This is a genomic window from Streptomyces cyslabdanicus (assembly GCF_052663305.1).
This window is the reverse complement of record NZ_JBQRUW010000074.1, coordinates 1-23,800: the sequence shown is the minus strand read 5'-3', so window position 1 is coordinate 23,800 and position 23,800 is coordinate 1. Positions and strand designations below refer to the sequence as shown.

Sequence of the window (23,800 nt, the reverse complement as noted above, 5' to 3'; positions counted from 1 at the left end):
TCAGCCTCATGGCCGGGCCTGTGGTCGCCCCCACCACGGCGGTCCGGCCCGGTCCGTGGCGGCACTCGGGCGGGTGATTTTCCTTCGCGTACGCGGGCGCTGTCCTAGCGTTGCGCGTCCAACTTGCCTGTCTCCAGGGGGTACGGAAGACGGGCCCGGCCGACGGCGGCCGGGCCCGTCATGTTCACCGCGCCTTCGGCAGCCTGCCGAGAAGACAGTCGTGCACCGTATATCTGCTCCTGCCAGGGTGGGCTCATGAATACGACACCAGATGGACGACCTATCCCTCCCGCGCATGCGGACGAGCGCGCCATGCTGGAAGCATGGCTGGACTTTCACCGGGCGACTCTCGCCCTGAAGTGTTCGGGCCTCAAAGATGATCAATTGCGGCTTGCTGCAGCGTCACCCTCCTCACTGACACTGCTCGGCCTCGTGCAGCACATGGCTGAGGTGGAACGCAACTGGTTCCAGCATGTTTTCGCAGGTCAAGAATTGCCACCGGTCTTCGGGGAGGGCAACCTCGACGGCTTTGACCTTCAGCCGGAACGGGGGCTTGACGAGGCGGTAACTGCCTGGCAAGGGGAGGTCGCTCGAAGCCGTGAGCTGGTCGCTGAAGCATCGCTGGACGACTCCGGCCGCCTGTCCGAACAGGAAGCGGGTCACGTAGGGGATCAGGGAGTCTCCCTGCGCTGGATCATGGTGCACATGATCGAGGAGTACGCACGTCACAACGGTCATGCCGACCTCATCCGCGAGCAGATCGACGGAGTTACCGGCGCATGAGGTGCTCGCGCGGTCAGAAGGTGACCTGGCTTCGTTCACTCCGACCGACAGCGCTTGTTGACGGGTTTCGGCAGCGCTTGGTGATCGTCGGTCTTCTGGATGTTCACGGGAGATGACGGCAGTCGTGTTCCGGCGCCGTCGGCTTCCCCGCTTGTCCCGTGCGGAGGATCGGTCGTGATCACGGACGCATAATGAGTGCTGCCGTCGGCCTCTGAGGTGGCAGCATGCCGTGTCATGGCAGATGACAGCGCGAGTAGGTTTCAGGCAGGCCAGACGGGACTCATCGTCAGGGTCCCGGATGCGGAGCCGGTCGTCCGCGCATGGCGTGAGTGGTTCGATCCGTCAGCCCAAGCAGGAGTACCAGCGCATGTCACGGTGCTTTTCCCGTTCCTCGACGAGAGCCGAATAGATGCGCGTGTCTGCTCGGCTCTCGCTGACATGCTCGACAGTCATCGTGCCTTTGACCTGCGATTTGAGAGCTGCGGGCGGTTTCCGGGGGTGCTCTATCTCGCTCCTGAGCCCGGCACGCAGTTGCGGCGGCTCACTGAGGCGATCGCTGACCGTTGGCCCGAGGCCCCTCCCTATGGGGGCCAGTTCGCCGAGATTGTGCCCCACCTGACCGTCGCTGACGGTCAGGACGATGCGGTTCTCGATGAGATTGAGGCCGACCTGCTCGGCAGACTCCCCTTCACGTCGCGCATCTCGTCAGTTGACCTCATGGTGCATGACGGTGCGAAGTGGCATGAGCGCGCGTCGTTCGCGCTCCTTGGGTGAACGACCTGTGAGCTGGGCTGGTCCGCCGCAACGGGCAGCGGACCAGTGTGGAGACGTCAGTCAGCTGACTTCGACCTGCTCGGTGCGGGCTCGAGTGCTGGCGAGCCGATAGAAGTCGGTGCCGGTCTCGATGATGGTGCCGTTGAAGGTGAGGCGGTCGACGACTGCCGCGCAGAGTCTGGAATCGGTGAACGTCTTTGTCCAGGTATCTGGGGCTGGCACTTGTTCCCTCGCGGGAGTTGCTGCTGCCCTTGCGATGGTCGCTCCACCGGCCTCCCCGACCGCCCGCAGACGGCAGATGCGGCTCGAGCAGCGACCATTCGCGGTTCGTCAGATCCCCCCGGCCCATGCTCCGACCAACAAGCAACCGGTCGGAAAGCCACATGATCCGCCGGACAGTGAGCCCTTTCCAACCTGGGGCTGGTGTGGTCAGGCCACGCCCTGGAGACGTTCAGTGGGACCGGCCGCGCCCGGCATGCTGATGATCCAGGACGGGATCAGACCTATTTCGTACCTATCCTCGCCGCCGGTAGGCATCATCAGCGAAAGGAACGCCATGCCGGAGCAGACCAACGCCACGCCCGAGGGCTACACCACGATTGCACCCTGGGTCGTGACCGACGACACGGGGGCCTTCCTCGACTTTGTCGCCCAGGCGTTCGACGGAGAGGAGCTCGGGCGGGTGGCGACCGAGGACGGCTTGATCGGTCACGGTGAGACCCGCGTGGGCGACACCGTCGTGTTGGCCTTCGACCGGCGCGCGGACTGGCCCACCATGCCGAGCCTGCTGCGCGTGTTCGTCACCGACGCGGACCAGGCGTTCGCACGGGCCATCGCGGCCGGCGGGCAGGTCGTCACCGCACTGGCGGACAACGCCTTCGGACAACGCGGCGGGCGCATCAAGGACCCCTTCGGCAACATCTGGTGGGTGGTCAGCCACGTGGAGGACGTCGCTGAGGACGAGATGTGGAAGCGGCTGCAGGACCCCGTCTACACCGAGGCCATGCGCGTGGCCCAGGAGACGCTCGACGCTGAACTCAGCGGTCGCCGCCACGGACGCAACAGCGCGCCCGTCAAGACGACCAGCTGATCATTGCCGGTCCGGGCTCCCCTGTGTCAGACCGGTTAGTGATGTGAAGTCCCAAGTGACGCCGGATCGCGGGATCTCGGGTCATGCGCAGAAGTGAAGCTCCTGGTAGACGAGCTCACGACCAAGACCACTTACTCGACGAGGAGCTTCGCCGTGCTTGTCTACCCGTCCGCGATCGACCTGTCCAGCGCGCACCTGCGCCTCCTGACCCGGCGGCTCACGGAGCGCCGCCGACAGGTCGGCACCCGCTCGCGGCGCCTGCCCGCGTCTCGTCAGGCCCTGCTCGTCCTGGCTCACTTGCGCTGCGGTGACACCTACACCCGGGTCGCCGCCCCCTTCGGGTCGACGTAGCCACGGAGCCCATTCCACCCTGCCTCTCGAGTACGGCAGTTGGGCTGACAACGTGGTGAAGCCCCTGGTAGATGGGTTTTCGACCAAGAGAACCGTCTCCACCAGAGGCTTCACGTGCTTGTTTACCCGTCGAGCGTCGACGTGTCCAGCTCTGCCCTCCGTTTCCTCACGCAGCAGTTGCGGCGGCACCGCCGTACGATCGGTTCCCGTTGGCGGCGCCTGAGCGCGGGCCGCCAGGCCCTGCTGACACTCGCCCATCTGCGAGTGGGACACACGTATGCCCAGCTCGCGGCCGGGTGATGAGGATCTCTGAAAATGGCTCTGCCGCAGTTCCGTGAATGCGCAGGTCAGCGAAGGGAAGACACCGTCCACCGTCCTCCCTCTGGGTGTCCGTACCGTCGCGATCAATGCGCTCGGGGACGTGTGGACAGTGCTGGCTGCCTTGTGATGATCGACGGCTTGGCCGGCTCACGCCTGGAACTCGGTGAGATCGATGGCGTGAACGCGCAGCGGGTAGCCGTACACCGGGTGTGTCGTCTCCCGCTCGGGCGCCATGCCGAGCTTGCGGATGACGTTCTCGGAGGCGTTGTCACCCACCCGGTTGATGCTGATGACGCGGTCCAGGCCGCGGTCCTGGAGAGCGAACTCCAGAGTGGCGTGAGCGGCTTCGGACGCGTATCCCTGGCCCCAGAACTGTGAGCCGATCCGCCAGCTGATCGCCACGGCGGGCATCACCTCCGGCAGGAACTCGGGCACGGACAGTCCCGTGAAGCCGATCAGCTCGCCCGAGGCCAGCAACTCGACGGCGAAGAGCCCGAAGCCCTCCTCGTCCCACTCCTCGTCCCACCGCTCGATGTCCTCGGCCGTCTGGTCCAGGTCGCGCACCGAGCCGTCGTCGATCCAGTGCATGACCCGTGGGTCCGCGTTGATGTCCGCCATCGGCGCGAGGTCGTCGTCGTGCCAGGTACGGAGGAGGAGGCGGGGTGTGCGGATCTCGATCATGCGCCCATCCTGCCGAAAGCAAGGGCCTCATCCGTAATCCGGCGCTCGCCCGCGTTGCCGCTGCGAAACCACAAGGCGTCAAGCCGCCTGCACCGCACACCATGACGGGTGAAACATCGGGCCGACGGCCGGGCAGACCACGTGCCACTTCGGCAGCGCGGTCGAGAGGTGAGACCGATTCGGCGGCAGCCTGCCGCAACACCGAGCCAGCATCAACCGGTCCCAGCCTGGCCCGGCGGGCGTAGTAGGTCTCCACCCGCCCCGCGGTGGCCGCGCTCAGCGCACCGCGGGCGCGGGCGAACGCGGCCAGTCGGTCGCCGTGCGCTGCCGCTCCGTCCCGTCGAAGCAGTTGGTCCAGGGCGACGCGGGGAGCGAGGTCTTCCAAGACGAGGAATCGCGCAGCGGTGTCGGCGGCGATGACGCGAGGCGCGAGGTTGATCCCGAGATCCTCGCTGAGGAACTGGAGCGCAGCCAGTTCGTTACGCAGCCGCCGTGGGGAAGTGCGAGCCTCCCGTTGCCCGTCCGGTATCCACTTGACGACGACGGAGCACGGAAGCGCGGAAGTACTTTGGAGCCAGACCCGGGCTACAGCCCACGGCTCCAGTTGCTCCAGGCGGTCGACGGCGACTGGCGAGGCGCAGAGGTCGGCCAAGAGGTTCTGCAGCGCATCGACCCGGAAGATCCCTCTGGGGGCAGCCATCCAATCACCCTACGGCTCGCCCCTTCGCATCGGGCACGCGTGCGAGGAACCAAGACGAGCAAGTCTGGTCGTCCTCCGAGCACCGCCTGGGAATTCCAAGGAGCGCCAACACAGGTTCGGCATCGGAACCACGACGGCCTACCGCTATGCCACTGAGGCTGTCGAGCTCCTGGCCGCTCTCACCCCCAGCCTGGCCGACGCGGTGCGGACCGCGTCGGTGAAGGCATATCTGATCCTGGACGGCACGCTGCTGCCGATCGACCGCATTGCCGCGGACCGGCCGTTCCACTCCGGCAAACACAAAAAGCACGGGATGAACGTGCACCCATGAAAGGGCTCAGTGCCTAGTTCTCCAGCGCCAGGGTGCGAAGGACGCAGAACTCGTTGCCCTCCGGGTCTGCCATGACCACCCAGTTTCGGTCTGAGCCTTGGCCCACATCCGCCTTGGTGGCGCCGAGGCCGAGCAATCTGGTCACCTCGTCCTCGGTGCTGCCGTCGATCGGGCTGACTTCGAGGTGAAGCCGGTTCTTCACAGTCTTGCCCTCGGGCACCTGGATGAACAGCAGGGTGGGCGACATCTGGCGGGCCCGGACATCCTCAACGGTCGGCACCCAGGAGCCGATCTCGACCTTGCCCTCGCTCCGGTCGATCACCTTGAAGCCCAGGACCTCGCACCAGAAGGCCGCGAGTCTCTCCGGATCGCGGCAGTCAACGGCCAACTCGGTGAACCTACTTGTCATGACTCTCCCAGATAGTGCGGACGGGACTCAGAGTATTGGCCGTGAGGCGCTCACGGCGTTGAGATCGCGGAGCAGGTGGAGTAGGAAGCCGGTGCCGTGGTGCGGCCGGTGAACCAGCCGGTCACCCGCCGCACCGTCGGAGGCGGCTGCGGCGGGGCAGCGCGCAGAGAGGCGATGTAGGCGCGAACCATGCCGTACGTGACGGGGGCGTTCTCGGCGAGCAGTTCGCGATGCAACGGGGTGACGCTCGTGCGTCCTGCGGCGAACCGCCGTTACAAGTGGGGCTTGTAGGGGTCCAGCCGGCTGGTCCGGCGACGGGCTCCGTGCTCAACAGGTCGACGGACGGTGCTCATGGCGGCTGGTGTTGATCCCATGGCCGTTCAGCAGCGAACAGAGCTCGCTGCTGAACGGCCATCACGTGACCTGTCAGATCGGCATGGCGAAGCGCCGGTCGACGTGGACCCGGGCGAACTCGCTCCTCAGCCGCTCCTCGTCCGCGAGCGGGGCGTGGCCGAAGACCAGCATGGGCCGCAGACCCGGGCGGGGCTCAGCGATCGCGCGGCCCGGCTCCGCGGGGTCGGTGTAGTAGAAGGCGTAGACGTGCAGGTAGTGGTCGCTTTCGGCGAAGCCCATCGAGCGATACCAGGCAAGGGTGTCCGCGTCGTCCCTGGTCCACGCTTCCAGCGCGATCGCCCCAGCGGAGCAGGCCCACGCGCGGGTCCGCTCCAGCAGCTGCCGTCCCAGCCCCCGCCGCCGGTGGTCGGGGTGGACCGCAACAGTGTCTATGGTCGCCAGCTCGCCCTCGATGCCAGTGTCCATGAGAGCGACCACGGAACCTGTCTCGTCGACCACGACGAGCTCCAGACCGGGCGTAACAGCGGGCTTGGACGGGACGACAGCGTCGTAGAAGGAAGTGTCCAGGAACGCAAGCACCCGGCAGCGCAGCCAGGAGGTCTCGTCAGCCGGCGTGTACTCGCGCATGACGTAGTTCAACGTTGTGATCCTCTGCAGGTTCGAAGGTGTGCGGTCGGCGGCTGCAGAAGGTCGTCATCACAGCGGCGATCATGTCGGCGGCATCGTGGATTGGCAAGCGAGTTTCCGGCGCGGCCTCCGGCTTCATGAACAGCGGCTGTCGGAGCGAGCAAGAGCATCCCCCTGGCTGACATGGGCTGAGGAGAGGCCGCCGCGCCCTTTCGAGCGCCATGTGGCGAGCTGAAAGGGATCACGGCCTCCCCGCGGTGCACCTAGGCTGTGGATGCGTGCGGTCGGCCGGGAGCGCGCCGGGCCTGTGCCCGAGGGGTCGGACGAAGGGGCGTGCCGCTGTGACGCGTGCTCAGGAGGACGAGGTCCTGGCCCGGATCGCCAAGGGGCTCGTCTACACCGAGTCGGAAGCGGCCTTCCAGGGACCTCGGCGCCGCACCGAGCAGATCTTCGAGTACAACCACACACCACCGGGCGAAACGGAGAAGCGTCGATCGCTGCTCGTCTCGATCTTCGGCTCGGTGGGTGAACGCACGGTACTGCTGCCACCGTTCCACGCCGGGTTCGGCAGCAACGTCCACATCGGCGACGACTTCTTCGGGAACGTGAACCTCACGTTCGTCGACGACGTGGACATCCTCATAAGCAACGATGTCATGATCGCGCCCAGCGTGACCCTGACCACGACGGGACACCCGGTGCATCCCTCGCGGCGCGCTGACTTCGGACGGTTCTCGGAACCGATCGTGATCGAGGACAAGGTGTGGATCGGCAGCAACGCGGTGGTCCTGCCCGGCGTTCGCATCGGATACGGGTCGGTCATCGGCGCGGGCAGCGTCGTCAGCCGCAGCATTCCCCCGATGACCGTCGCGGCCGGAACCCCTTGCCGGGTGGTTCGCCCCATCACCGACGAGGACCTCACCACCCGTACCGTCGATCATTAGTGCCGGTGGCGGAGCTCCACCAGGGTGAGGTTCGCGCGGTGGTGGACAGCGTGGCCATGGCCGACGGCCGGGCGCCTTGCGACGCCGGGCGGTCGGGGTGGTGGCCGGAGGGAGGGACTACAGCGGCGTGACGTACGCGCCGGAGATCCCGCCGTCGACGAGGAAGTCGGTGGCGTTGACGAAGGACGAGTCGTCGCTCGCGAGGAACGCGACCGCGGCCGCGATTTCGTCGGCCTCCGCGAACCGCCCCACCGGAATGTGCACGAGGCGTCGCGCCGCGCGCTCCGGGTCCTTCGCGAACAGCTCTTGGAGGAGCGGGGTGTTGACGGGCCCCGGGCAGAGTGCGTTGACGCGGATGCCCTCGCGGGCGAACTGCACGCCCAGCTCGCGCGACATGGCGAGCACGCCGCCCTTGGACGCGGTGTAGGAGATCTGCGAGGTGGCGGCGCCCATGATGGCCACGAACGACGCGGTGTTGATGATGGAACCGCGGCCTTGTCGCCGCATGTAGGGGATGGCGGCCTTGCAGCACAGGTACACCGAGGTCAGGTTGGTCTCCTGGACCCGCTTCCAGGCGTCCAGGCCGGTCTCCAGGATCGAGTCGTCGTCCGGCGGCGAGATGCCCGCGTTGTTGAAGGCGATGTCGACGGAGCCGTAGGTGTCGAACGCGGTCCTGAACAGCGCCTCGACCTGCTCGGCGTCGGTCACGTCCACCTTCACGAAGGTGCCCCCGACCGCCTCGGCGGCGGCCTTGCCCGCGCTGTCGTCGATGTCACCGCAGACGACGTTCGCCCCCTCGGAGGCGAGGCGGCGCGCGGTGGCGAAGCCGATGCCGCTGCCCGCGCCGGTGATGACGGCGCTGCGGCCGACGAGGCGGCGGCAGACGGTGCTGGTGTCGGTCATGAGTGCTCAGCCCTCCGTGGGGGTCGTGCCGGTGGCACCGTTGCTGATGAAGACGTTCTTGGTCTCGGTGAAAGCGGCGAGCGCGTCCGGGCCGAGTTCGCGGCCGAGCCCCGACTGCTTGTAGCCGCCGAACGGGGTCCAGTAGCGAACGCTGGAGTGGGAGTTGACGGAGAGGTTGCCGGCCGCGACGGCGCCGGACACGCGCAGCGCACGGCCCACGTCCCGCGTCCAGATCGACCCGGACAGGCCGTACTCGGTCGCGTTGGCGAGCCGTACCGCGTCGGCCTCGTCCTCGAAGGGCAGAACGACGGCGACCGGGCCGAAGACCTCTTCGGCGGCGACGGACGCGTCCGGGTCGACGTCGGTGACGACGGTCGGGGGGAACCAGAAGCCGGGCCCTTCAGGCGCGTTGCCGCGGATCGTCTTCAGGTCGTCGGAGACATACGACCGTACGCGCTCCAGCTGGACCTTCGAGATCAGTGGGCCCATCTGGGTGCGCTCGTCGTCCGGGTCGCCGACGACGACGGACTCGATGCCGGGCGTGAGCAGGTCCAGGAAGCGGTCGTAGACCGAGCGCTGGACGAGGATGCGGGTGCGGGCGCAGCAGTCCTGCCCCGCGTTGTCGAGGAACGACATGGGCGCGGCAGCGGCGGCGGCCTCGATGTCGGCGTCGGCGAAGACGATGTTGGGGCTCTTACCGCCGAGTTCGAGGGTCACGCGCTTCACGCGCGCGGCACACTTGGTCATGATCGCCTTGCCGACGCGGGTGGATCCCGTGAACACGATCTTGGCGACGCCGGGGTGCTCGACGAGTGCGTCGCCCGCCACGGCGCCCGCGCCGGGCAGCACCTGGAAGAGATGCTCCGGAAGGCCTGACTCCAGGGCGAGTTCGGCGAGCCGGAGGGCGGTCAGCGGGGTCGTCTCCGCGGGTTTGAGGAGGACCGCGTTGCCGGCCGCGAGGGCCGGTGCGGTCCCCCACGCGGCGATCGGCATCGGGAAGTTCCACGGCGCGATGACACCGACCACCCCGAGGGGTTCAAGAATCGTGATGTCGAGTCCGCCGGGGACGGGGATCTGGCGGCCGGACAGACGTTCCACTCCCCCGGCGGCGAAGTCGAGCAGATCGCGGGCGTTTCCCGCCTCCCAGCGCGCGTTGCCGATGACGTGGCCGGCCTCGCGCACCTCCAACCGCGCCAGTTCTTCCAGGTGTTCGTCGACGGTGGCGGCGAAGCGGCGCAGCAGCCTGGCCCGGTCGGCGGGCGCGAGGGCGGCCCAGCGGGTCTGGGCCTGAGCCGCGCGGGTGACGGCCGCGTCGACGTCCTCGCGCGTGGCGGCGGAGACGGTCGCGACGACTTCCTCCGTCGCCGGGTTCAGTACCTGGTGCTCGTGCACGTACGTGTCCATGTCCTCGTGGTCCTCGTGGTCCTCATGGTGCTCGTGGTGCTCGCGCTCGTACGACAAGAGGGCCTCACATGCGCTCGAAGGAGCGGCGGAGCTCCCAGTCGGTCACCGCAGCGTCGAAGGCGTCGAGTTCGACGCGGGCCATGTTGCGGTAGTGCGCGACGACGTCGTCACCGAAGGCGGCCTTGGCGATCGGGCTGTTCTCCCAGAGCTCGGCGGCCTCGCGCAGGGTGGTGGGGACGCGTTCGTAGCGGGAGGCGTAGGCGTTGCCCGCACATGCGTCGGGCAGCTCCAGGCGCTGCTCGACACCGTGGAGACCGGCGGCGATCAGACCCGCGACCGCGAGGTGCGGGTTGACGTCGCCGCCGGGCAGCCGGTTCTCGAAGCGCAGCGAACGGCCGTGGCCGACGACGCGCAGCGCGCAGGTGCGGTTGTCGTATCCCCAGGCGACGGCGGTCGGCGCGAAGGAGCCGGGCTGGAAACGCTTGTAGGAGTTGATGTGGGGGCCGTACAGGAGGGAGAATTCGCGCAGCGCGGCCAACTGGCCGGCGAGGAAGTGCCGCATCACCTGGGACATGCCGCCGGGCCCGTCCCCGGCCATGGCGCTGGCGCCGTCCGCGTCGGCGAGGGAGAGGTGGATGTGGCAGGAGTTCCCCTCGCGCTCGTTGTACTTCGCCATGAAGGTGAGGGCGTAGCCCTCCTGTGCGGCGATCTCCTTGGCGCCGGTCTTGTAGACGGCGTGCTGGTCGCAGGTGACCAGGGCTTCGTCGTAGCGGAACACGATCTCGTGCTGGCCGGGGTTGCACTCGCCCTTCGCGGACTCGACGGTCAGGCCCGCCGCGCTCATCTCGTTGCAGATGCGGTGCAGCAGCGGCTCGATGCGGCCGGTGCCGAGGACCGAGTAGTCGACGTTGTACTGGTTGGCCGGGGTGAGGCCCCGGTACCCGGCGTCCCAGGCCTGTTCGTACGAGTCCTTGAAGACGATGAACTCGAGCTCCGTCCCGACGTGGGCCGTGTAGCCGAGCGCGGCGAGCCGTTCGAGCTGGCGGCGCAGGATCTGCCGGGGCGCGGCCGCGACCGGTGATCCGTCCTCCCATGCGAGGTCCGCCATCACCATCGCGGTGGCCCGGTGCCAGGGCACCCGACGCAGGGTGGCCAGGTCGGGGAGCATGGCGAAATCGCCGTAGCCGCGGTCCCAGGAGGACATCTCGTAGCCTTCGACCGTGTTCATCTCCACGTCGACGGCGAGGAGGTAGTTGCAGCACTCCGTGCCGTGCTGGAGGACTTCGTCAAGGAAGAAGCGCGCGGCGAACCGCTTGCCCTGGAGCCGCCCTTGCATGTCGGGGAAGGCCAGGACAACAGTGTCGATCTCGCCGCTCGCGACGAGGGCGCGAAGCTCCTCGACACTGAGCGGGGGTGTGCGGTCTGCCACGGGATAGCCTCCTTCGGTCAGCCGAGGCCTATAAGGTATTTCTGGAAACCATTGCTTGGGAAGGGGTGCGGCCTGATGTCGCAGACGGACGCGAGCGAGGGTGCCTTCACGGACGACCGGCTCTCTCCGGTGCTGCGGCCGGTGCGGGCGGGGAACGGTTTCGAGGAGGCTCTTGAACAGATACTCCAGGTCGTACGGCTGGGCCTGGTGCCCTGCGGCGAGCGGCTGCCGTCGGAGCGGGAGCTCGCGGACCGGCTCGGCATCAGCCGGGTGACGCTGCGCGAGGTGCTGAAGGTCCTCCAGGACCAGGGTCTGGTGGAGTCCCGGCGCGGCCGCTACGGCGGAACGTTCGTCCTGCCGAGGGCGGCCGCCCCCGACGAGAACGAGCTGCGCCGCCGCATCGACGAGGTCGACGTCGAGGACGTCCTGCGGTTCCGGGAGGTGCTGGAAGTGGGCTCGGCCGGTCTGTGCGCGACGCACGGGCTCTCCGACGAGCAGGCGGAGCGGCTGCGGGACGCGCTCGCCCGCACCCACGACGCGCCGCTCACCGAGTACCGCCGGCTCGACACGCTCCTGCACCTCACACTCGCCGAGCTGTCCGGGTCGCCGACGCTCACCGCGCAGTACGCGGCCGTGCGCGCGACCGTGAACGACCTGCTGGACTGCATCCCGTTGCTGGTGCGGAACCTGGAGCACTCACAGCGCCAGCACACCGCCCTGGTCGAGGCCGTGCTCGACGGGGACGCCGACGGCGCGCGGGAGATGATGCGGGAGCACTGTGCCGGCACGGCCGCGTTGCTGCGCGGCTTCCTGACGTGAGCGGGGCGGTTCACGGCGACGGCGCGCACGGGTCTTGATTTCCTGGCACCGCCGACACAAAGGTATGAATCCGGTCCATGGAGTGCCTCGCAGCGCTCGCCGTGACGGAAGCCGAGTGGGAGCCCGGCCGGGAACCGTGAAGGAGCACACAGTGGGCAAGCCGCTCATCGGCGTCAGCACCTATCTGGAATCCCGGGCGTCCTGGGGAGTCTGGGAACTGCCCGCGGCGCTGCTGCCCGCCGGGTACCCGCGGCTGGTGCAGGCCGCGGGCGGGCTCGCGGCCATGCTGCCGCCGGACGATCCCTCCCACACGGCGTCGGTGATCGCCCGCCTCGACGGGCTGGTCGTCGCGGGCGGCCCGGACGTCGAGCCGGAGCGCTACGGCGTCGTGCGCGAGCCGCGCACCGGGCCGCCCGCGCGGGAGCGTGACGCCTGGGAACTCGCCCTGATCCGGGCGGCGTTGGACTCGGAAACGCCGCTGCTCGGCATCTGCCGGGGCATGCAACTGCTGAACGTCGCGCTCGGCGGCACCCTCGTCCAGCACATCGACGGCCACGCCGAGGACGTCGGCGTCTTCGGCACCCACCCGGTGACCCCCGTGGCGGGCACGCGGTACGCGACCGTGGTGCCGGAGCAGACGTACGTCCCGACGTACCACCACCAGGCGGTGGCCCGCCTGGGCGAGGGTCTGCGCGCCTCGGCCCATGCGGCGGACGGCACGGTGGAGGCGGTCGAACTGCCCGGCGACCCTTTCGCGCTGGGCGTGCAGTGGCACCCGGAGATGGGCGAGGACGTACGGGTGATGGCCGCACTGGTGCGCGCCGCGTCGGGGGGCTGAATCCGGGTGCCGGGGTCAGCCCCTGGTTCCGGCGCGGCGCGGTGGGCACGGGCACGGGCACGCCGGGACGATGTCGGCCCGGCACCCTACGACCTGCTGCGCTGAGGGCGCGGACGGGCTCCCAGTCGGCAGGCGGACGCCGGTTCGGCAGCCGGGTGGGCCGGATTGTGGCGCCTTCACCGCACGACGCCGACGACCTTGGTGGCGGCCGACACGAGCGCGAGCCAGGCCGGGGGGACGAGGGCCCGTGTCGCGTCGCCGGCGCGCCGGTGCGCCAGTACCGCGCCGACGAGCAACGCGACGAGTCCGACGGCCGCGGCCGTGCTCAGCGGGGCCCGGGCGAGCCCGACCAGCAGTCCGGCCGCCGCGGCGACCTCCAGGGAGCCGATGGCCTGGAACGTCGTAACGGTGTAGCCGAGGCGGTCGGCGGCAACGGCCATCCACCGCGCGCGGAGGATCTTGGCCGAGCCGGTGGTGAGGAACACCGCCGCCAGAGCCACCGAGAGACCGACGAATGTGTAGTGCACGACAACTGCCTCCTTGGGGTGGCACGACAGAGGGTCACAGCGAGGCAGCCGCGGACATGCCGCCGTCCACGGTCAGGACGGCGCCGCTGGTGTATGCGGAGCGGCCCGAGGCGAGGAAGGCGATGGTGTCGGCGATCTGGCGGGTGCCGGCGGCGCGGCCGCGCGGGAGTCGGGCGGTGAGTTCGGTGCAGCGGTCGGCATCGCCCAGCCGCGCCTGGGCGAAGCTCCTGAGCAGCGACACGATGCGCTCGGTGTCGACGGGGCCGGGGCTGACGCCGACGACCCGGATGCCGTCGTGCAGGACCGTGCCTGGCGGCGGGCTCGGCCCCTTACCGAGACCCTGGCCACGCGTCGCGACCGCCCACCGCGCCGGCTACACGTCGTCATGTCCCACCGCTCCGGCGAGACCGAGGACACCACGATCGCCGACCTCGCCGTCGCCACCGGCTGCGGCCAGATCAAGTCCGGCTCACTCTCCCGTGTCGACCGCACCGTCAAGTACAACCAACTCGTCCGGATCGAGGAGGAGTTGGGCATGCAGGCCCGATATGCGGGCGCCGCGGACCTGGGACTGCGCCGCTGACACCGAAACAGGCACCGACTCCGGCACCGGCACCACGGAGAGCCAGGTCGGCTGCCAGGACTGACTCATACATATGAATATTTGAGCCAAATGAGAAATCCATTGGCATTTCGTAACAGTCAGTGTTTTTCGGCATGTGCGAGTGTCGCTCGGTGGAGGATCAGTGCGTCTCCGGACGAACCGTCCGGAACGTGGCGGGGCGTCAGCCCCGACTCTCACAGAGAGGCCTGATCATGATCAACGGGTTGAAAAAGGCTGCGGCCCTGGGAGCGGCGACCGTGGCCCTGGCCACCGGCGCGGTCGTCGGCACGGTCGGCACCGCGTCGGCCGCTCCGCAGCACCACCGGCCGCCGGTGGCGTCGCACCACTGCGTGCAGAAGGCGGGCTACTGGTCACGAGTGTGGCACCCGGCATACCGGGACCGTCACCACCACCGGCACGCCGGTTACTGGAGCCGCGTCTGGCACCCCGCCCACCGGGACTGCCGCCGCTGATCCCACAACCGCCGACGCCCACAGACAGGAGCGACGGCGAACCGACCGGCCTCCGGCCACGCCCCACGAAGGCGTGCCGGAGGCCGGCCCGTGACGGGAGATGTCACTACCGCGGTTCTGGCTCGACGCCTGCGAAGTGTGGCGGCCACTCGTGGGTGGGGTCGCCGGCGAGCAAGGGCCGCAGAGCGCCGAGAAGCGCGCCGATGCAGCTGTCGCGGAGTTGCGTGCGGGTGCAGGTCTCGTGGGTGAGCCAGTCGACGCAGAGGACCCGGACAAAGACCAGCCAGCTCTTCAGGACAGCGGAGACGGCCTCGCGGGCGCTGTCGTGTGCGAGCGGGAGTACGGCCAGCAGCCGCGTACGGAGTGCGTCCAGCTCGTTCGTCATGATCGACTGAATCACCGGGTCGCCCGCGAGAACCCGGTTCGCGGCGAGGACGGCGTTGCGGTTGGCCACGAAGTAGTCGAGGTGGACGTCCATACCTTGGACGAGCTGCTCCACCAGGGAGTCGGCCGGGTCGAGCCGGGTGTCGACGAGCAGGTGGTCCGCCGCCTGTTGGTAGACGGCCGCGAAGAGAGCGTGCTTGCTGGGGAAGTGGCGGTAGAGCAGGGCTCGGGAGACGCCGGCCTCCTGGGCGACTTCCTCCATCAACACGTCGTCGTAAGGGTGTTGGGCGAACAGCCGCGCCCCGACGGCAAGGAGCTGGGCATGGCGGTCGGCGGGGCTGAGTCGCTGGCGGGGAGGCACGAACTCAGACTACTTGACATGTGTCCACATACGCGCGGAGTCTAGTAGACGCATGTCAACTAGGGCTCCACCGCAATGGGTTGGGAGGGAGCATGGCAAGGGCGTTGCGCGCGCTCACACAGCTGATGGGCTGGGCCTGCGTGCTGATCGGTGTCTTTCATGTGTTACTCGGCAACGCGGCGATCCCCGGCGCGGGTTCCGCCGGAACCACGGTCGACAGCTGGGGCCGCTTCATGGGGGCGAGCTTCGTCGGCTATGGGCTGGCCTGGCTCTGGGCGGCTCGGCAGCGGCCCGTCCCGGCCCGGGCGGTGCGATGGCTGGCCGGCGTCTTCCTGCTGGGTGGCGCGGGGCGGCTGCTCTCGCTCGCCCTTCACGGCTGGCCGCAATGGTTCCAGATTCCGCTGGCGGCGATCGAACTCGGCCTGCCACCCGTCTTCTTCTGGCTGGCCGACGCGGAGGAACGAGCTCTGCGCGGCAGCCCGGAGACCGTGCCCGCCGGGCGGTGAACGCGATGCCGCGCCATTCCCGCCACTGCCCCGGACGCTACCCGCGGGCGGCTCCCTGGAGCGCCAGTTCCTCCGCCATCCCCCGCACCAGCTCCATCGCGCCGCGCTGCAGCCATGGGCCGAATGTCACTCGGGTCGCGCCGAGTGCGCCCAGTTCGGCGGGGGCGGGGGTGGGGCCGGTGCCTTCGTAGCGGGCGAGGGCGTTGAGAGGGCCCGGAAGCGCGGCGCGCAGGTGAGGCAGGGCGTCGGGCCGGGCGCCGATCGGGTAGACGCAGTCGGCGCCTGCGGCGATGTAGAGGGAGGCGCGTGAGATCGCTTCGGCGGGGTCAAAGACGCCGCGGGCGAAGGTGTCGACCCGCGCGTTGAGGAAGACGGCGCCGCCGGCCGCGTCCCGTACCTCGGCGAGCCAGTCCGCATGCGCACGCGGATCCTTGAGCACGCCGCCCTCGGAGTCCTCGAGGTTGCAGCCGACCGCGCCGGTGTCCAGGAGACGGCCGACGAGTTCGCGGGGCGCGAGTCCGTAGCCGCCCTCCAGGTCCGCGGAGACCGGCACGTCCACGGCCCGTACGATCCGGGCGACCGCGGCGAACATCTCCTGCGCCGGGGTCTCCCCGTCCGCGTAGCCGAGTGAGGCGGCGACGCCGGCACTGGGCACGGCCAGCGCAGGGAACCCGGCCTCCGTGAAGAGGCGAGCGCTCGCCGCGTCCCACGGACCCGGAAGCACGAGCGGATCAGCGGGCGCACGGTCCTGATGGAGCGCGCGGAAGAGAGCAGCCTTGGTCATCGCGCGGCCTCGCACTTCGTTGCGATCATGCCGTCCAGCGTACGGGTGGTGCGCGGCCCCCTTCTCCGAAACCGCTGAAGACTTGCCAGGGCGGAACCAACGGACTGATCACGAGCGGATACGTCTACTGACAGGAGGAGCAGGCCTGCGACGGCTTGAACGATGTCGCTCACGGCGGCCGAGGTGGCGGGCCGGCGCCCCCGCGTGTCGGTTACGCTGCCGAAGGCTACGGGCGTGTGCCGGTCTGCCAGCCCCCCATGTAGTCGAGAACGCGAGGACAGCACGGTGCTGCGAACGATCGTCCGCCGGTTCGGCCGTGCTGCGGAAGTCGTGGAGACCGAGGAGTACGTGCCACCGGCCCCCACAGCGGGGCAGGTCCGGGTAGGGATGCTGCTGGCGAGCGTGAACCCTTCTGACTTGGTGCCGATCGCGGGCGCCTATGCCTCGCGGACCTCGCTGCCCATGGTGCCCGGGTTCGAGGGCGTCGGAGTCGTCGAGCAGGTGGGAGCCGGAGTGGTCGGCCTGGCGCCCGGCCGGCGCGTGCTGCCACTCGGCAGCGCGGGAGCCTGGCAGCAGGTCAAGACCACAGACGCCGCCTGGTGCGTGCCCGTGCCCGACTGGCTGACCGACGAGCAGGCCGCCTGCGCCTACATCAATCCGCTCACCGCCCACAGGATGGTCCAGGCGCATGTTCCCCCGGGTGAGGGGACGACCGTGGTGGTCGACGCGGCGGCATCGGCCATCGGCCTCATGCTGGTACGGATGCTGAACCAGGCGGGCAACCGTGTCGTGGCACTGGTGCGCCACCCACGCGGACGGGAGCAACTCGCCTCTGTTGTACCTGAGTTGGAGCAGGAGGCCGTCCTGTGTACCGCTGACGCGGGGTGGCGAACCCGGCTGCGTGAGCGGACCGGGCCGCGAGGCCACGATGTCGTGCTGGACGCGGTGGGCGGAAGCCTGGGCGCCGAGCTGGCTGCTCTTCTCGCTCCGCAGGGCACGCTCGTCCACTACGGGCTGCTGTCGGGCGAACCCCTGCCGGCCGACCTGCGGACGCGACGCCCGGATGTGAACCTGATCCTGTTCCGGCTTCGCGACTGGGTTCACGCCGTCGACAGGGAGCAGCTCGGCCTCGCCATGCACGGGGCTTTCCGCCTGGTGGCCGACGGGGTGGCGGCCACCGCCGTTGCCGCCGTCCATGATCTGCCCGATGTCCGCCGCGCTCTGGAGGCCGACGCCGCTCGGGGCCGCGCGGGGAAGATCCTCCTGTCCCTGCGCTGAAGAGCACGCCGGTGCCCGGCTGCGCCGCGCCGCCGCTCCGGTCCCCCGGCCGCAGGTGCGCCGGACGCGGACCTCATCGCCGAGGACACCCGCCACACGGTGCGGGCGCAGGGACAGGTGGCGCACTCCCTGGGGCCGGTTTGCTCCAGTGCGCCCCGCTGTGACTCGTCCTGATCCCTGCTAGCTTCCGATTGGCTGTCACTGGCCAGGCCCCGGGGGGCCTGGCCAGTCCGTTCTGCTCAAGGGGGAGCAATCGGATGACGTCCATCCTCATCTTCACCGCCGGAGTGGCGCTGCTGATCTACAGCGCCGAGAAGCTGATCACCTATCTCGTCGGCGCCGCACGCGGCCTGGCGATCTCGCTCTTCCTGCTGGCCATCGTGTTCACCGGGATCGAGTTCGACGACCTTGCCTTCGGTGTGGTGCTCAACGTCGAGGGCCTCGAAGACGTCGCGCTCGGCGTCGTCTTCGGAACCGTCATCTCGCTGTCGGGCCTGGTCCTCGCGATCGCCGCCCTCGTCGCGCCCTGCCGCGTGGAGATCCCGCAGGACTACATCGCGTTGTTCGCGATCGCTCCCTTGGTCCTGATCGGGCCCGCCGTGCTCGGCGAGCTGGGCACCGTCTTCGCGATCGGTCTCGTCCTGCTGTTCGTTCTGTTCGTCGCCTACATCGCCTACCGCGAGTCCCGTCGCGCGGTGCCGACGTTCCGGAGCGCGGAAGTGCTCGAAGCCGTGGAGAGTCCCGACCTCGTCGGCGTCGCCGCCGCCGCCAAGGCCGGGGCCGGTGGGACCGGGGACCGGGACCGTGGCATCGGCGACCTCTACGAGACCGGCCAGGTCGGTGCGGCGAAGTCGAACAACCGGCCGGGGTGGGCACTGTTCCTGCTGGCGGTCCTCGCGTTGATCGGTATCGTCATGGGCGCCTGGATCATGACGAAGGGCACCGAGGGCATCCTGGAGAACTTCGCAGTCAGCGGCACTGTCTTCGGGGCGACGATCGCAACGCTGGTGCTTTCCCTTGAGGACATCTTCCTGACCGCGGAGCCGGCCCGGCGGGGCGCACCAGCGATCGGTGTCGGCAACGTCATCGGCAGCGTCGTGTTCTCGGTGACCGCGAAGGTGGGCATCATCGTCCTGGCCGGCGGCACGCTCGTGATCACCCCGGAGATCTTCAGCTGGCACCTGCCGGCCCTCGTGATGATCAACGGGTTCGCCGCATACGCGCTTCTCACCGGGCACCTGAGGCGCTGGCACGGCGTGGTCCTGCTGGTGGGCTACATCGCCTACTGGGCCATCAGCTTCTCCGTGTTCGGGCTGGTTCCCGTCGACGACGCCCCAGGTTCCGACGACGACGCACGGCGACCGGGCATCCAGGCACCCGCGGTCCCGGGCACCCCCGCGGCAGACCCGAGGGGACACACAGTGACCGACATGTCACGCTCCGGTGTTGAGTCGTTGTAGCGTCTGCACTGACCGGCATACGGCTCGCGCGGCATCCCACTTGAACTCACCACCGGGAAGAACCACACCATGGCCTCTACGGCACCAAAATCGGTCCAGCTCAAGCTTGAACGTGCGTTCGACATGAGGGACGCCGACAAGGACGGCTACGTGGACTGGTCGGACTACCAGGAGCTACTCGACCGATACTTCAGCACCCTCGACCTCGGAAAGAACGATCCACGAGCCGGGGGAATCCACGCCTTCTACCAGATGTACTGGCAGGAACTGCTCCGCCACGCGCAACCAAGCAGGCAGCGACTCTCCAAGGACGAGTTCGTCGAGGCCAACCGCCGTGCGAGCATCGACACCAGCCGACTCAACATCATCGCCGGCTGCGGCCACGCGATCTTCGACTGCATGGATCTCGACGACGACAACGAGGTCAGCAAGGAAGAGTTCGAGAACTTCCTGAAAACAGTCTGGGACACCTCCCAGCCCGACGCGACCGAGATCTTCCACAAGATCGACCTCGACGACGACAACAGCATCTCCCGGCAGGAGTTCATCCGGGCCGCACACGAGTTCTTCTACTCCAACGACCGGAACTCACCCGGAAGCCTCTTCTTCGGGTACGTCTGACCGTCACAGGCAGTCCGCCGCGAACCCGGTCGGCTCATCGCGATCGTCCCGGGAACAGCACAGCAGCACGATCCGGCAAGCACTTATGCTGTCGGAATGATCAAGCCGATTGAACTCGTCATATTCGACTGTGACGGCGTGCTGGTCGACAGCGAACGCATCGCCGTCCGCGTCCAGGTCGCCCTCGGCGCGGAGCTGGGCTGGCCACTCACCGAGGACGAGGTCGTCGACCGGTTCATCGGCCGCTCGCATGCCGCCATCCGCGAGCAGGTTGCCGCCCGGCTCGGCCAGGAGACCGCCGCGATCTGGTCGGAACGGTTCGAGCAGCTGCACCGTGAGGCCGTGGACACCGATCTCGCCGCTGTCGACGGGCTGCCCGAGGCACTCGACGCGATCACCCTGCCGACCTGCGTGGCCTCCAGCGGTTCTCACGACAAGATGCGTCACACCCTGGGCCGCACCGGACTCTTCGACCGGTTCGCGGGCCGCATCTACAGCGCCACCGACGTCGCCCACGGAAAGCCCGCCCCGGACCTGTTCCTGCATGCCGCCCGGCAGATGGGGGTCGATCCCGCCGCCTGCGTGGTGATCGAGGACAGCCAACCCGGTGTCCGGGCCGCCCGCGCAGCCGGCATGCGCGCCTTCGGATACGTCGGCGGACTCACCCCGGCCGAACGGCTTGAAGGCCCTGACACCACCGTCTTCGACGACATGCGCAGACTGCCCACGCTCATCAGCGAGCAGTAACCCGGGCCGACCCCCTCGACCCTGCGGAGACCTTCAACCAGTCCCGTTCTGCGGACACTTCGCGGATGCCCGGCCCAACAGGCCGCGGATGGCGCACCCAACCATCGCCCCCTCATTGCGGAGCGAATCCATACCGCCCGACCCGGCCTCCCAAGCGAAGGCCGGCAAGCGGACTTGAGTCGGAACGCTGATACGGACAGCGGGGCCGGCCCCGCCCGGGCCGTCGGTGCGTCGCCCCCGAATGGGCACGAGCCCGTCGGCCGCGGGGTGAGGGGTCGTCACGGACAGGCCCGGGCTTACGGGCCCTCACCTGCTTGACCACCGCGACGGTGGCCCCGATCCGCGCCGGACCGCGGCCGGCTGACGGCACGGACTCAGCGTCCCGGCGGGTCACGGTTGCCGGGACCCCGTCCGTGACCCGGCCGCACTCGTATCTGATGGGCCCTTCACTCCGGCGCTTTCAGGCGACCCGCTGCCGCACGGGTGAGCACGCGTCAGAGATCACCTTGAAGGCCTAATCCCCCATCAATCTGCCCCAGAAACAAAGAAGTTTGACTTGCCGTCAGCAATTGAGGAGGCGGGCCCACGGGCCTTCCGCGTCCCCCATTCGGCTCCCCCGCACCAGCCCTTCCGATATGCCCGAAATGACAGCCCTGGGGGTGTTCATTACGTTCAATCACACGCCGGCTGTCACAGCCGGCCTCTCAGAGAGAGGAGCAAGGCCCATGATCATGACCCGTTCCACCGCAATCACCGCGGCCATCTCCGCCGCTTCCGCACTGGCCGCGACCGGCATCACCTACGCCGCCGCCGCGCCCGAGACGGCCCCGGCCGTCGTCCAGCAGGTACCCGCCCAGGCGCCGATGGGCGGCGAGGGCGGACAGGGCAAGGGCAACGAGGGCGGCGGCGGTGGCCGCGGCGGCGAAGGCGGCGAAGGCAAGCACGGCAAGCGCCACCACGAGATCGGCCGGATCTACATCAACGAGCGCGAGTACTCCGCCCACCCCGACGGCTGCATCACCGTCGTGAGCGGCCTGGGCTCCACGAGCTTCAACATCCGCAACGACAGCAAGCACAGGGTCGAGTTCTTCCGCGGCGCGACCTGCGACAACGGCGCCCCCGTCGCCACCGTCGGCCCCTGGAGCGACGCCACCAACGTCAGGGTCGAGCACGTCAGGGGCGGCGTCCACGTCAAGCACGGAGTGGTCGGTAGCTTCCGGGTGGTCAAGCGCCACCACGGCGGCGGCGGCGACTTCGACTTCGGCTTCGACAACGACGACGACTTCTGAACCCGGACACATCAACAGCAGCACGCGAACCATCCAGAACCCCGGCCCGCCGCAATCGGGCCGGGGTTCCGGCTGTCACCAAGTGACATACCGTCACTTTATGGCATGGGGGCCGCCATTCATGCCGCGCTGAAGGCGAGAGGCGGGAGGCGAAGAAGGGTGCGGTGAACGGCGAGGGGCTGCCCATGTGAGCCCGCGGCGGCTGCGGGTACTGGAACGAGCGCCCCGTCATCGACCCGGGCCCTGCCCGCCCGCGCCTCGTGCGAGCACGCCCGCTGCCGAAGGTCGACGTCGGCGGGGTGAGGGGGCGTCATGGGCCCGAGTTTCGACTCTCACCCCTGCCCCTGCCCCAGCCCCCTGCGGGACGGTGGCCCAGTCCGCGCCGGACTGCGGACGGCACAGGCAACGGTGTCCTCACGGGGCAGGACTGCCGGGATCCGGCCCGTAGCCACAGCCCTCCCCATCCCGGAATTCGATGAGTCCTTCGTGCCGCATTTCCAGGCGACCCGCTGCCGCACGGGTGATCAGGCATCAGAGATCACCTTGAAGGCCTAATCCCTCATCAATCTGCCCAGCGTTTGCGACAGATTGACGTGCCGTCAGCACACGAGAAAACGGGTCTGAGGGTGTTTCGGGTCCCCCATTCGGCTCCCTGACCCAGGCCCTTCCCATACGCCCGAAATGACAGCCCTGGGGGTGGTCATTACGTTCAATCACACACCGGCTGTCAAAGCCGGCCTCTCTGAGAAGGAGCAAGACGCCATGATCATGACCCGTTCCAAGGCCGTCACCGCGGCCACCGCCGCAGCCGCCGCGCTCGTCGTGACCGGCATCACCTACGCCACCGCCGCACCCGCGCCCGAGGCGGCCCCGGCCGTCGTCAAGCAGGCCCCCGCTCCCGCCTACGCCCCGATGGGCGGCGAGGGCGGACAGGGCGGACAGGGCGGACAGGGCAAGGGCAACGAGGGCGGCGGCGGTGGCCGCGGCGGCGAAGGCGGCGAAGGCGGCTACGGCAAGCGCCACCACGAGATCGGCCGGATCTACATCAACGAGCGCGAGTACTCCGCCCACCCCGACGGCTGCATCACCGTCGTGAGCGGCCTCGGCTCCACGAGCTTCAACATCCGCAACGACAGCAGGCACAGGGTCGAGTTCTTCCGCGGCGCGACCTGCGACAACGGCTCCCCCGCCGCCACCGTCGGCCCCTGGAGCGACGCCACCAACATCAGGGTCGAGCACGTCAGGGGCGGCGTCCACGTCAAGCACGGAGTGGTCGGTAGCTTCCGGGTGGTCAAGCGCCACCACGGCGGCGGCGGCGACTACGACGACGACTTCTAAACCCAGACGCGCCATGCGACCCATATAGAACCCCGGCCCGCCGTAATCGGGCCGGGGTTCTGGCCTCGAACCCCCGAGCACTCAGGCACCCGGGCACGCGGCACTCGCACCTGACCGGTACCGACGGTGCACGTGCCTCGCACACCATCCTAAAACGGCCGGAAGGCGCCAAGGGACTGCCCACGCTGACGCCCTCCTGCTTCACCGGTTCACCTCAAAGGGACCCCAAGACAGCACGGGACGACTGATATGAACAATCGCCTGGTGGAGGACGCGAGCGACGACAACTACGTCATGGACATCCTCGACATCACCTGCACCCCCGCGCTACCGCGCCTCGGACACCCGGTCCGCTGGGAAATGGACAGCTACCTCAAAGAGACCGTCGACCTGACCCAGGTCACCTGCAGGGTCATCATGAAGATCGGCCCCATGAAAATACTGGACAAGAGCTACAAGCTGCCCGACCTGCTCGCACACATGGGCACACACCTCTCCGGCGACACCCACCCACCCGCCGGCCCCTGGAAACAGACCTGGGACCTGCAGATCCCCAGGACAGTACCCGTGGCCAGACACCGACTCCACCTACGCGCCCGGACAGAAGACGGGAAGAACTTCCTCGCCCTCGACATCCCCGTCGCCTTCACCCACAGCTGGACCACCACCA

At 68.8% G+C, this 23,800-nt stretch carries 27 protein-coding genes and 5 pseudogenes; 19 read left to right on the top strand and 13 right to left on the bottom strand.

Going from position 1 to position 23,800, the window contains the following annotated elements; genetic code table 11:
• The first annotated feature begins 255 nt into the window (after positions 1-255).
• Both ACTYVM_RS35165 and ACTYVM_RS35160 read left to right on the top strand, forming a co-directional pair.
• A complete protein-coding gene (locus ACTYVM_RS35165) occupies positions 256-783 on the top strand; it encodes a DinB family protein (RefSeq protein ID WP_445529843.1) in 528 nt (175 codons plus the stop codon).
• A 234-nt stretch (positions 784-1,017) separates the two neighbouring features.
• Positions 1,018-1,557, top strand: coding sequence for a 2'-5' RNA ligase family protein (locus tag ACTYVM_RS35160; RefSeq protein WP_445529842.1), 540 nt, complete (start codon positions 1,018-1,020; stop codon positions 1,555-1,557).
• 60 nt (positions 1,558-1,617) lie between these two features.
• On the opposite strand, the pseudogene ACTYVM_RS35155 reads toward ACTYVM_RS35160, so the two are convergent.
• Both ACTYVM_RS35155 and ACTYVM_RS35150 read right to left on the bottom strand, forming a co-directional pair.
• Positions 1,618-1,761: pseudogene (locus ACTYVM_RS35155) on the bottom strand (IS21-like element helper ATPase IstB); the annotation flags it as partial.
• A 49-nt stretch (positions 1,762-1,810) separates the two neighbouring features.
• Positions 1,811-1,906, bottom strand: a pseudogene (locus tag ACTYVM_RS35150) (transposase); the annotation flags it as partial.
• Between the two features lie 207 nt (positions 1,907-2,113).
• Between ACTYVM_RS35150 and ACTYVM_RS35145 the strand changes: the two are divergent.
• From ACTYVM_RS35145 to ACTYVM_RS35135, 3 genes and pseudogenes are all read left to right on the top strand, one after another.
• Complete coding sequence (locus tag ACTYVM_RS35145; protein WP_445529876.1) at positions 2,114-2,647, top strand: VOC family protein; 534 nt, start codon at positions 2,114-2,116, stop codon at positions 2,645-2,647.
• A gap of 153 nt (positions 2,648-2,800) precedes the next feature.
• The gene (locus tag ACTYVM_RS35140) at positions 2,801-2,998 is read left to right on the top strand and encodes a helix-turn-helix domain-containing protein (RefSeq protein WP_445529841.1); all 198 of its coding nucleotides are present in this window, start codon (positions 2,801-2,803) and stop codon (positions 2,996-2,998) included.
• 114 nt (positions 2,999-3,112) lie between these two features.
• Positions 3,113-3,295, top strand: a pseudogene (locus ACTYVM_RS35135) (IS5/IS1182 family transposase); the annotation flags it as partial.
• A gap of 171 nt (positions 3,296-3,466) precedes the next feature.
• Here ACTYVM_RS35135 and ACTYVM_RS35130 read toward each other — a convergent pair.
• A complete protein-coding gene (locus tag ACTYVM_RS35130; RefSeq protein WP_445529840.1) occupies positions 3,467-4,000 on the bottom strand; it encodes a GNAT family N-acetyltransferase in 534 nt (177 codons plus the stop codon).
• Positions 4,001-4,815: 815 nt separating this feature from the next.
• Between ACTYVM_RS35130 and ACTYVM_RS35125 the strand changes: the two are divergent.
• Positions 4,816-5,022: pseudogene (locus ACTYVM_RS35125) on the top strand (IS5/IS1182 family transposase); the annotation flags it as partial.
• A gap of 22 nt (positions 5,023-5,044) precedes the next feature.
• Here the strand turns inward: ACTYVM_RS35125 and ACTYVM_RS35120 are convergent.
• From ACTYVM_RS35120 to ACTYVM_RS35110, 3 genes are all read right to left on the bottom strand, one after another.
• Positions 5,045-5,440: a VOC family protein gene (locus ACTYVM_RS35120; RefSeq protein ID WP_445529839.1), complete on the bottom strand. Its 396-nt coding sequence runs from the start codon at positions 5,438-5,440 to the stop codon at positions 5,045-5,047.
• Between the two features lie 50 nt (positions 5,441-5,490).
• Positions 5,491-5,676, bottom strand: coding sequence for a hypothetical protein (locus tag ACTYVM_RS35115; RefSeq protein WP_445529838.1), 186 nt, complete (start codon positions 5,674-5,676; stop codon positions 5,491-5,493).
• A gap of 190 nt (positions 5,677-5,866) precedes the next feature.
• A complete protein-coding gene (locus tag ACTYVM_RS35110) occupies positions 5,867-6,433 on the bottom strand; it encodes a GNAT family N-acetyltransferase (RefSeq protein ID WP_445529837.1) in 567 nt (188 codons plus the stop codon).
• 329 nt (positions 6,434-6,762) lie between these two features.
• Between ACTYVM_RS35110 and ACTYVM_RS35105 the strand changes: the two genes are divergently transcribed.
• Positions 6,763-7,365 carry a sugar O-acetyltransferase gene (locus ACTYVM_RS35105; protein ID WP_445529836.1) on the top strand — a complete coding sequence of 201 codons (603 nt, stop codon included), beginning with the start codon at positions 6,763-6,765 and terminating at the stop codon, positions 7,363-7,365.
• Between the two features lie 117 nt (positions 7,366-7,482).
• Here ACTYVM_RS35105 and ACTYVM_RS35100 read toward each other — a convergent pair whose 3' ends face one another.
• The 3 genes from ACTYVM_RS35100 to ACTYVM_RS35090 form a co-directional block, all read right to left on the bottom strand.
• Entirely contained in the window at positions 7,483-8,268 is a 786-nt protein-coding gene (locus ACTYVM_RS35100; protein ID WP_445529835.1) for a 3-oxoacyl-ACP reductase, read from the bottom strand.
• A gap of 6 nt (positions 8,269-8,274) precedes the next feature.
• Positions 8,275-9,672 (bottom strand): aldehyde dehydrogenase family protein, encoded by a 1,398-nt coding sequence (locus ACTYVM_RS35095; protein WP_445529875.1) that lies wholly within the window; start codon positions 9,670-9,672, stop codon positions 8,275-8,277.
• 64 nt (positions 9,673-9,736) lie between these two features.
• Positions 9,737-11,101, bottom strand: coding sequence for a glutamine synthetase family protein (locus tag ACTYVM_RS35090; RefSeq protein WP_445529834.1), 1,365 nt, complete (start codon positions 11,099-11,101; stop codon positions 9,737-9,739).
• Positions 11,102-11,176: 75 nt separating this feature from the next.
• On the opposite strand from ACTYVM_RS35090, the gene ACTYVM_RS35085 reads away from it, so the two are divergent.
• A complete protein-coding gene (locus tag ACTYVM_RS35085) occupies positions 11,177-11,920 on the top strand; it encodes a FadR/GntR family transcriptional regulator (protein ID WP_445529833.1) in 744 nt (247 codons plus the stop codon).
• 151 nt (positions 11,921-12,071) lie between these two features.
• Positions 12,072-12,758 (top strand): gamma-glutamyl-gamma-aminobutyrate hydrolase family protein, encoded by a 687-nt coding sequence (locus ACTYVM_RS35080; protein ID WP_445529832.1) that lies wholly within the window; start codon positions 12,072-12,074, stop codon positions 12,756-12,758.
• Positions 12,759-12,934: 176 nt separating this feature from the next.
• On the opposite strand, the gene ACTYVM_RS35075 is transcribed toward ACTYVM_RS35080, so the two are convergent.
• Complete coding sequence (locus tag ACTYVM_RS35075) at positions 12,935-13,285, bottom strand: DoxX family protein (RefSeq protein ID WP_445529831.1); 351 nt, start codon at positions 13,283-13,285, stop codon at positions 12,935-12,937.
• 34 nt (positions 13,286-13,319) lie between these two features.
• Entirely contained in the window at positions 13,320-13,574 is a 255-nt protein-coding gene (locus ACTYVM_RS35070) for an SDR family oxidoreductase (protein ID WP_445529874.1), read from the bottom strand.
• A 39-nt stretch (positions 13,575-13,613) separates the two neighbouring features.
• Here ACTYVM_RS35070 and eno point away from each other — a divergent pair.
• Together eno and ACTYVM_RS35060 are read left to right on the top strand one after the other, a co-directional pair.
• Positions 13,614-13,868 (top strand): annotated as a pseudogene (gene eno / locus ACTYVM_RS35065) (phosphopyruvate hydratase); the annotation flags it as partial.
• 233 nt (positions 13,869-14,101) lie between these two features.
• On the top strand, positions 14,102-14,362 hold the full coding sequence (locus ACTYVM_RS35060; RefSeq protein WP_445529830.1) for a hypothetical protein: 261 nt from the start codon (positions 14,102-14,104) through the stop codon (positions 14,360-14,362).
• 106 nt (positions 14,363-14,468) lie between these two features.
• Here ACTYVM_RS35060 and ACTYVM_RS35055 read toward each other — a convergent pair whose 3' ends face one another.
• Complete coding sequence (locus ACTYVM_RS35055; protein ID WP_445529829.1) at positions 14,469-15,107, bottom strand: TetR/AcrR family transcriptional regulator; 639 nt, start codon at positions 15,105-15,107, stop codon at positions 14,469-14,471.
• A gap of 92 nt (positions 15,108-15,199) precedes the next feature.
• On the opposite strand from ACTYVM_RS35055, the gene ACTYVM_RS35050 reads away from it, so the two are divergent.
• A complete protein-coding gene (locus ACTYVM_RS35050) occupies positions 15,200-15,613 on the top strand; it encodes a DUF4345 domain-containing protein (RefSeq protein ID WP_445529828.1) in 414 nt (137 codons plus the stop codon).
• Positions 15,614-15,650: 37 nt separating this feature from the next.
• On the opposite strand, the gene ACTYVM_RS35045 is transcribed toward ACTYVM_RS35050, so the two are convergent.
• Positions 15,651-16,397: an isocitrate lyase/PEP mutase family protein gene (locus ACTYVM_RS35045; protein WP_445529827.1), complete on the bottom strand. Its 747-nt coding sequence runs from the start codon at positions 16,395-16,397 to the stop codon at positions 15,651-15,653.
• 234 nt (positions 16,398-16,631) lie between these two features.
• Here ACTYVM_RS35045 and ACTYVM_RS35040 point away from each other — a divergent pair, with 234 nt between their 5' ends.
• From ACTYVM_RS35040 to ACTYVM_RS35010, 7 genes are all read left to right on the top strand, one after another.
• Positions 16,632-17,675 carry a zinc-dependent alcohol dehydrogenase family protein gene (locus ACTYVM_RS35040; RefSeq protein WP_445529873.1) on the top strand — a complete coding sequence of 348 codons (1,044 nt, stop codon included), beginning with the start codon at positions 16,632-16,634 and terminating at the stop codon, positions 17,673-17,675.
• Positions 17,676-17,932: 257 nt separating this feature from the next.
• On the top strand, positions 17,933-19,135 hold the full coding sequence (locus ACTYVM_RS35035; protein WP_445529826.1) for a sodium:calcium antiporter: 1,203 nt from the start codon (positions 17,933-17,935) through the stop codon (positions 19,133-19,135).
• Between the two features lie 69 nt (positions 19,136-19,204).
• Positions 19,205-19,756 carry an EF-hand domain-containing protein gene (locus ACTYVM_RS35030; RefSeq protein ID WP_510187053.1) on the top strand — a complete coding sequence of 184 codons (552 nt, stop codon included), beginning with the start codon at positions 19,205-19,207 and terminating at the stop codon, positions 19,754-19,756.
• A 96-nt stretch (positions 19,757-19,852) separates the two neighbouring features.
• Positions 19,853-20,503, top strand: a complete 651-nt coding sequence (locus ACTYVM_RS35025; protein ID WP_445529824.1) for an HAD family hydrolase — start codon at positions 19,853-19,855, stop codon at positions 20,501-20,503.
• A 725-nt stretch (positions 20,504-21,228) separates the two neighbouring features.
• Positions 21,229-21,792 carry a hypothetical protein gene (locus ACTYVM_RS35020; RefSeq protein ID WP_445529823.1) on the top strand — a complete coding sequence of 188 codons (564 nt, stop codon included), beginning with the start codon at positions 21,229-21,231 and terminating at the stop codon, positions 21,790-21,792.
• A 762-nt stretch (positions 21,793-22,554) separates the two neighbouring features.
• On the top strand, positions 22,555-23,130 hold the full coding sequence (locus ACTYVM_RS35015; protein WP_445529822.1) for a hypothetical protein: 576 nt from the start codon (positions 22,555-22,557) through the stop codon (positions 23,128-23,130).
• A 249-nt stretch (positions 23,131-23,379) separates the two neighbouring features.
• On the top strand, positions 23,380-23,800 hold a 421-nt coding region (locus ACTYVM_RS35010), incomplete at its 3' end, for a hypothetical protein (RefSeq protein ID WP_445529821.1).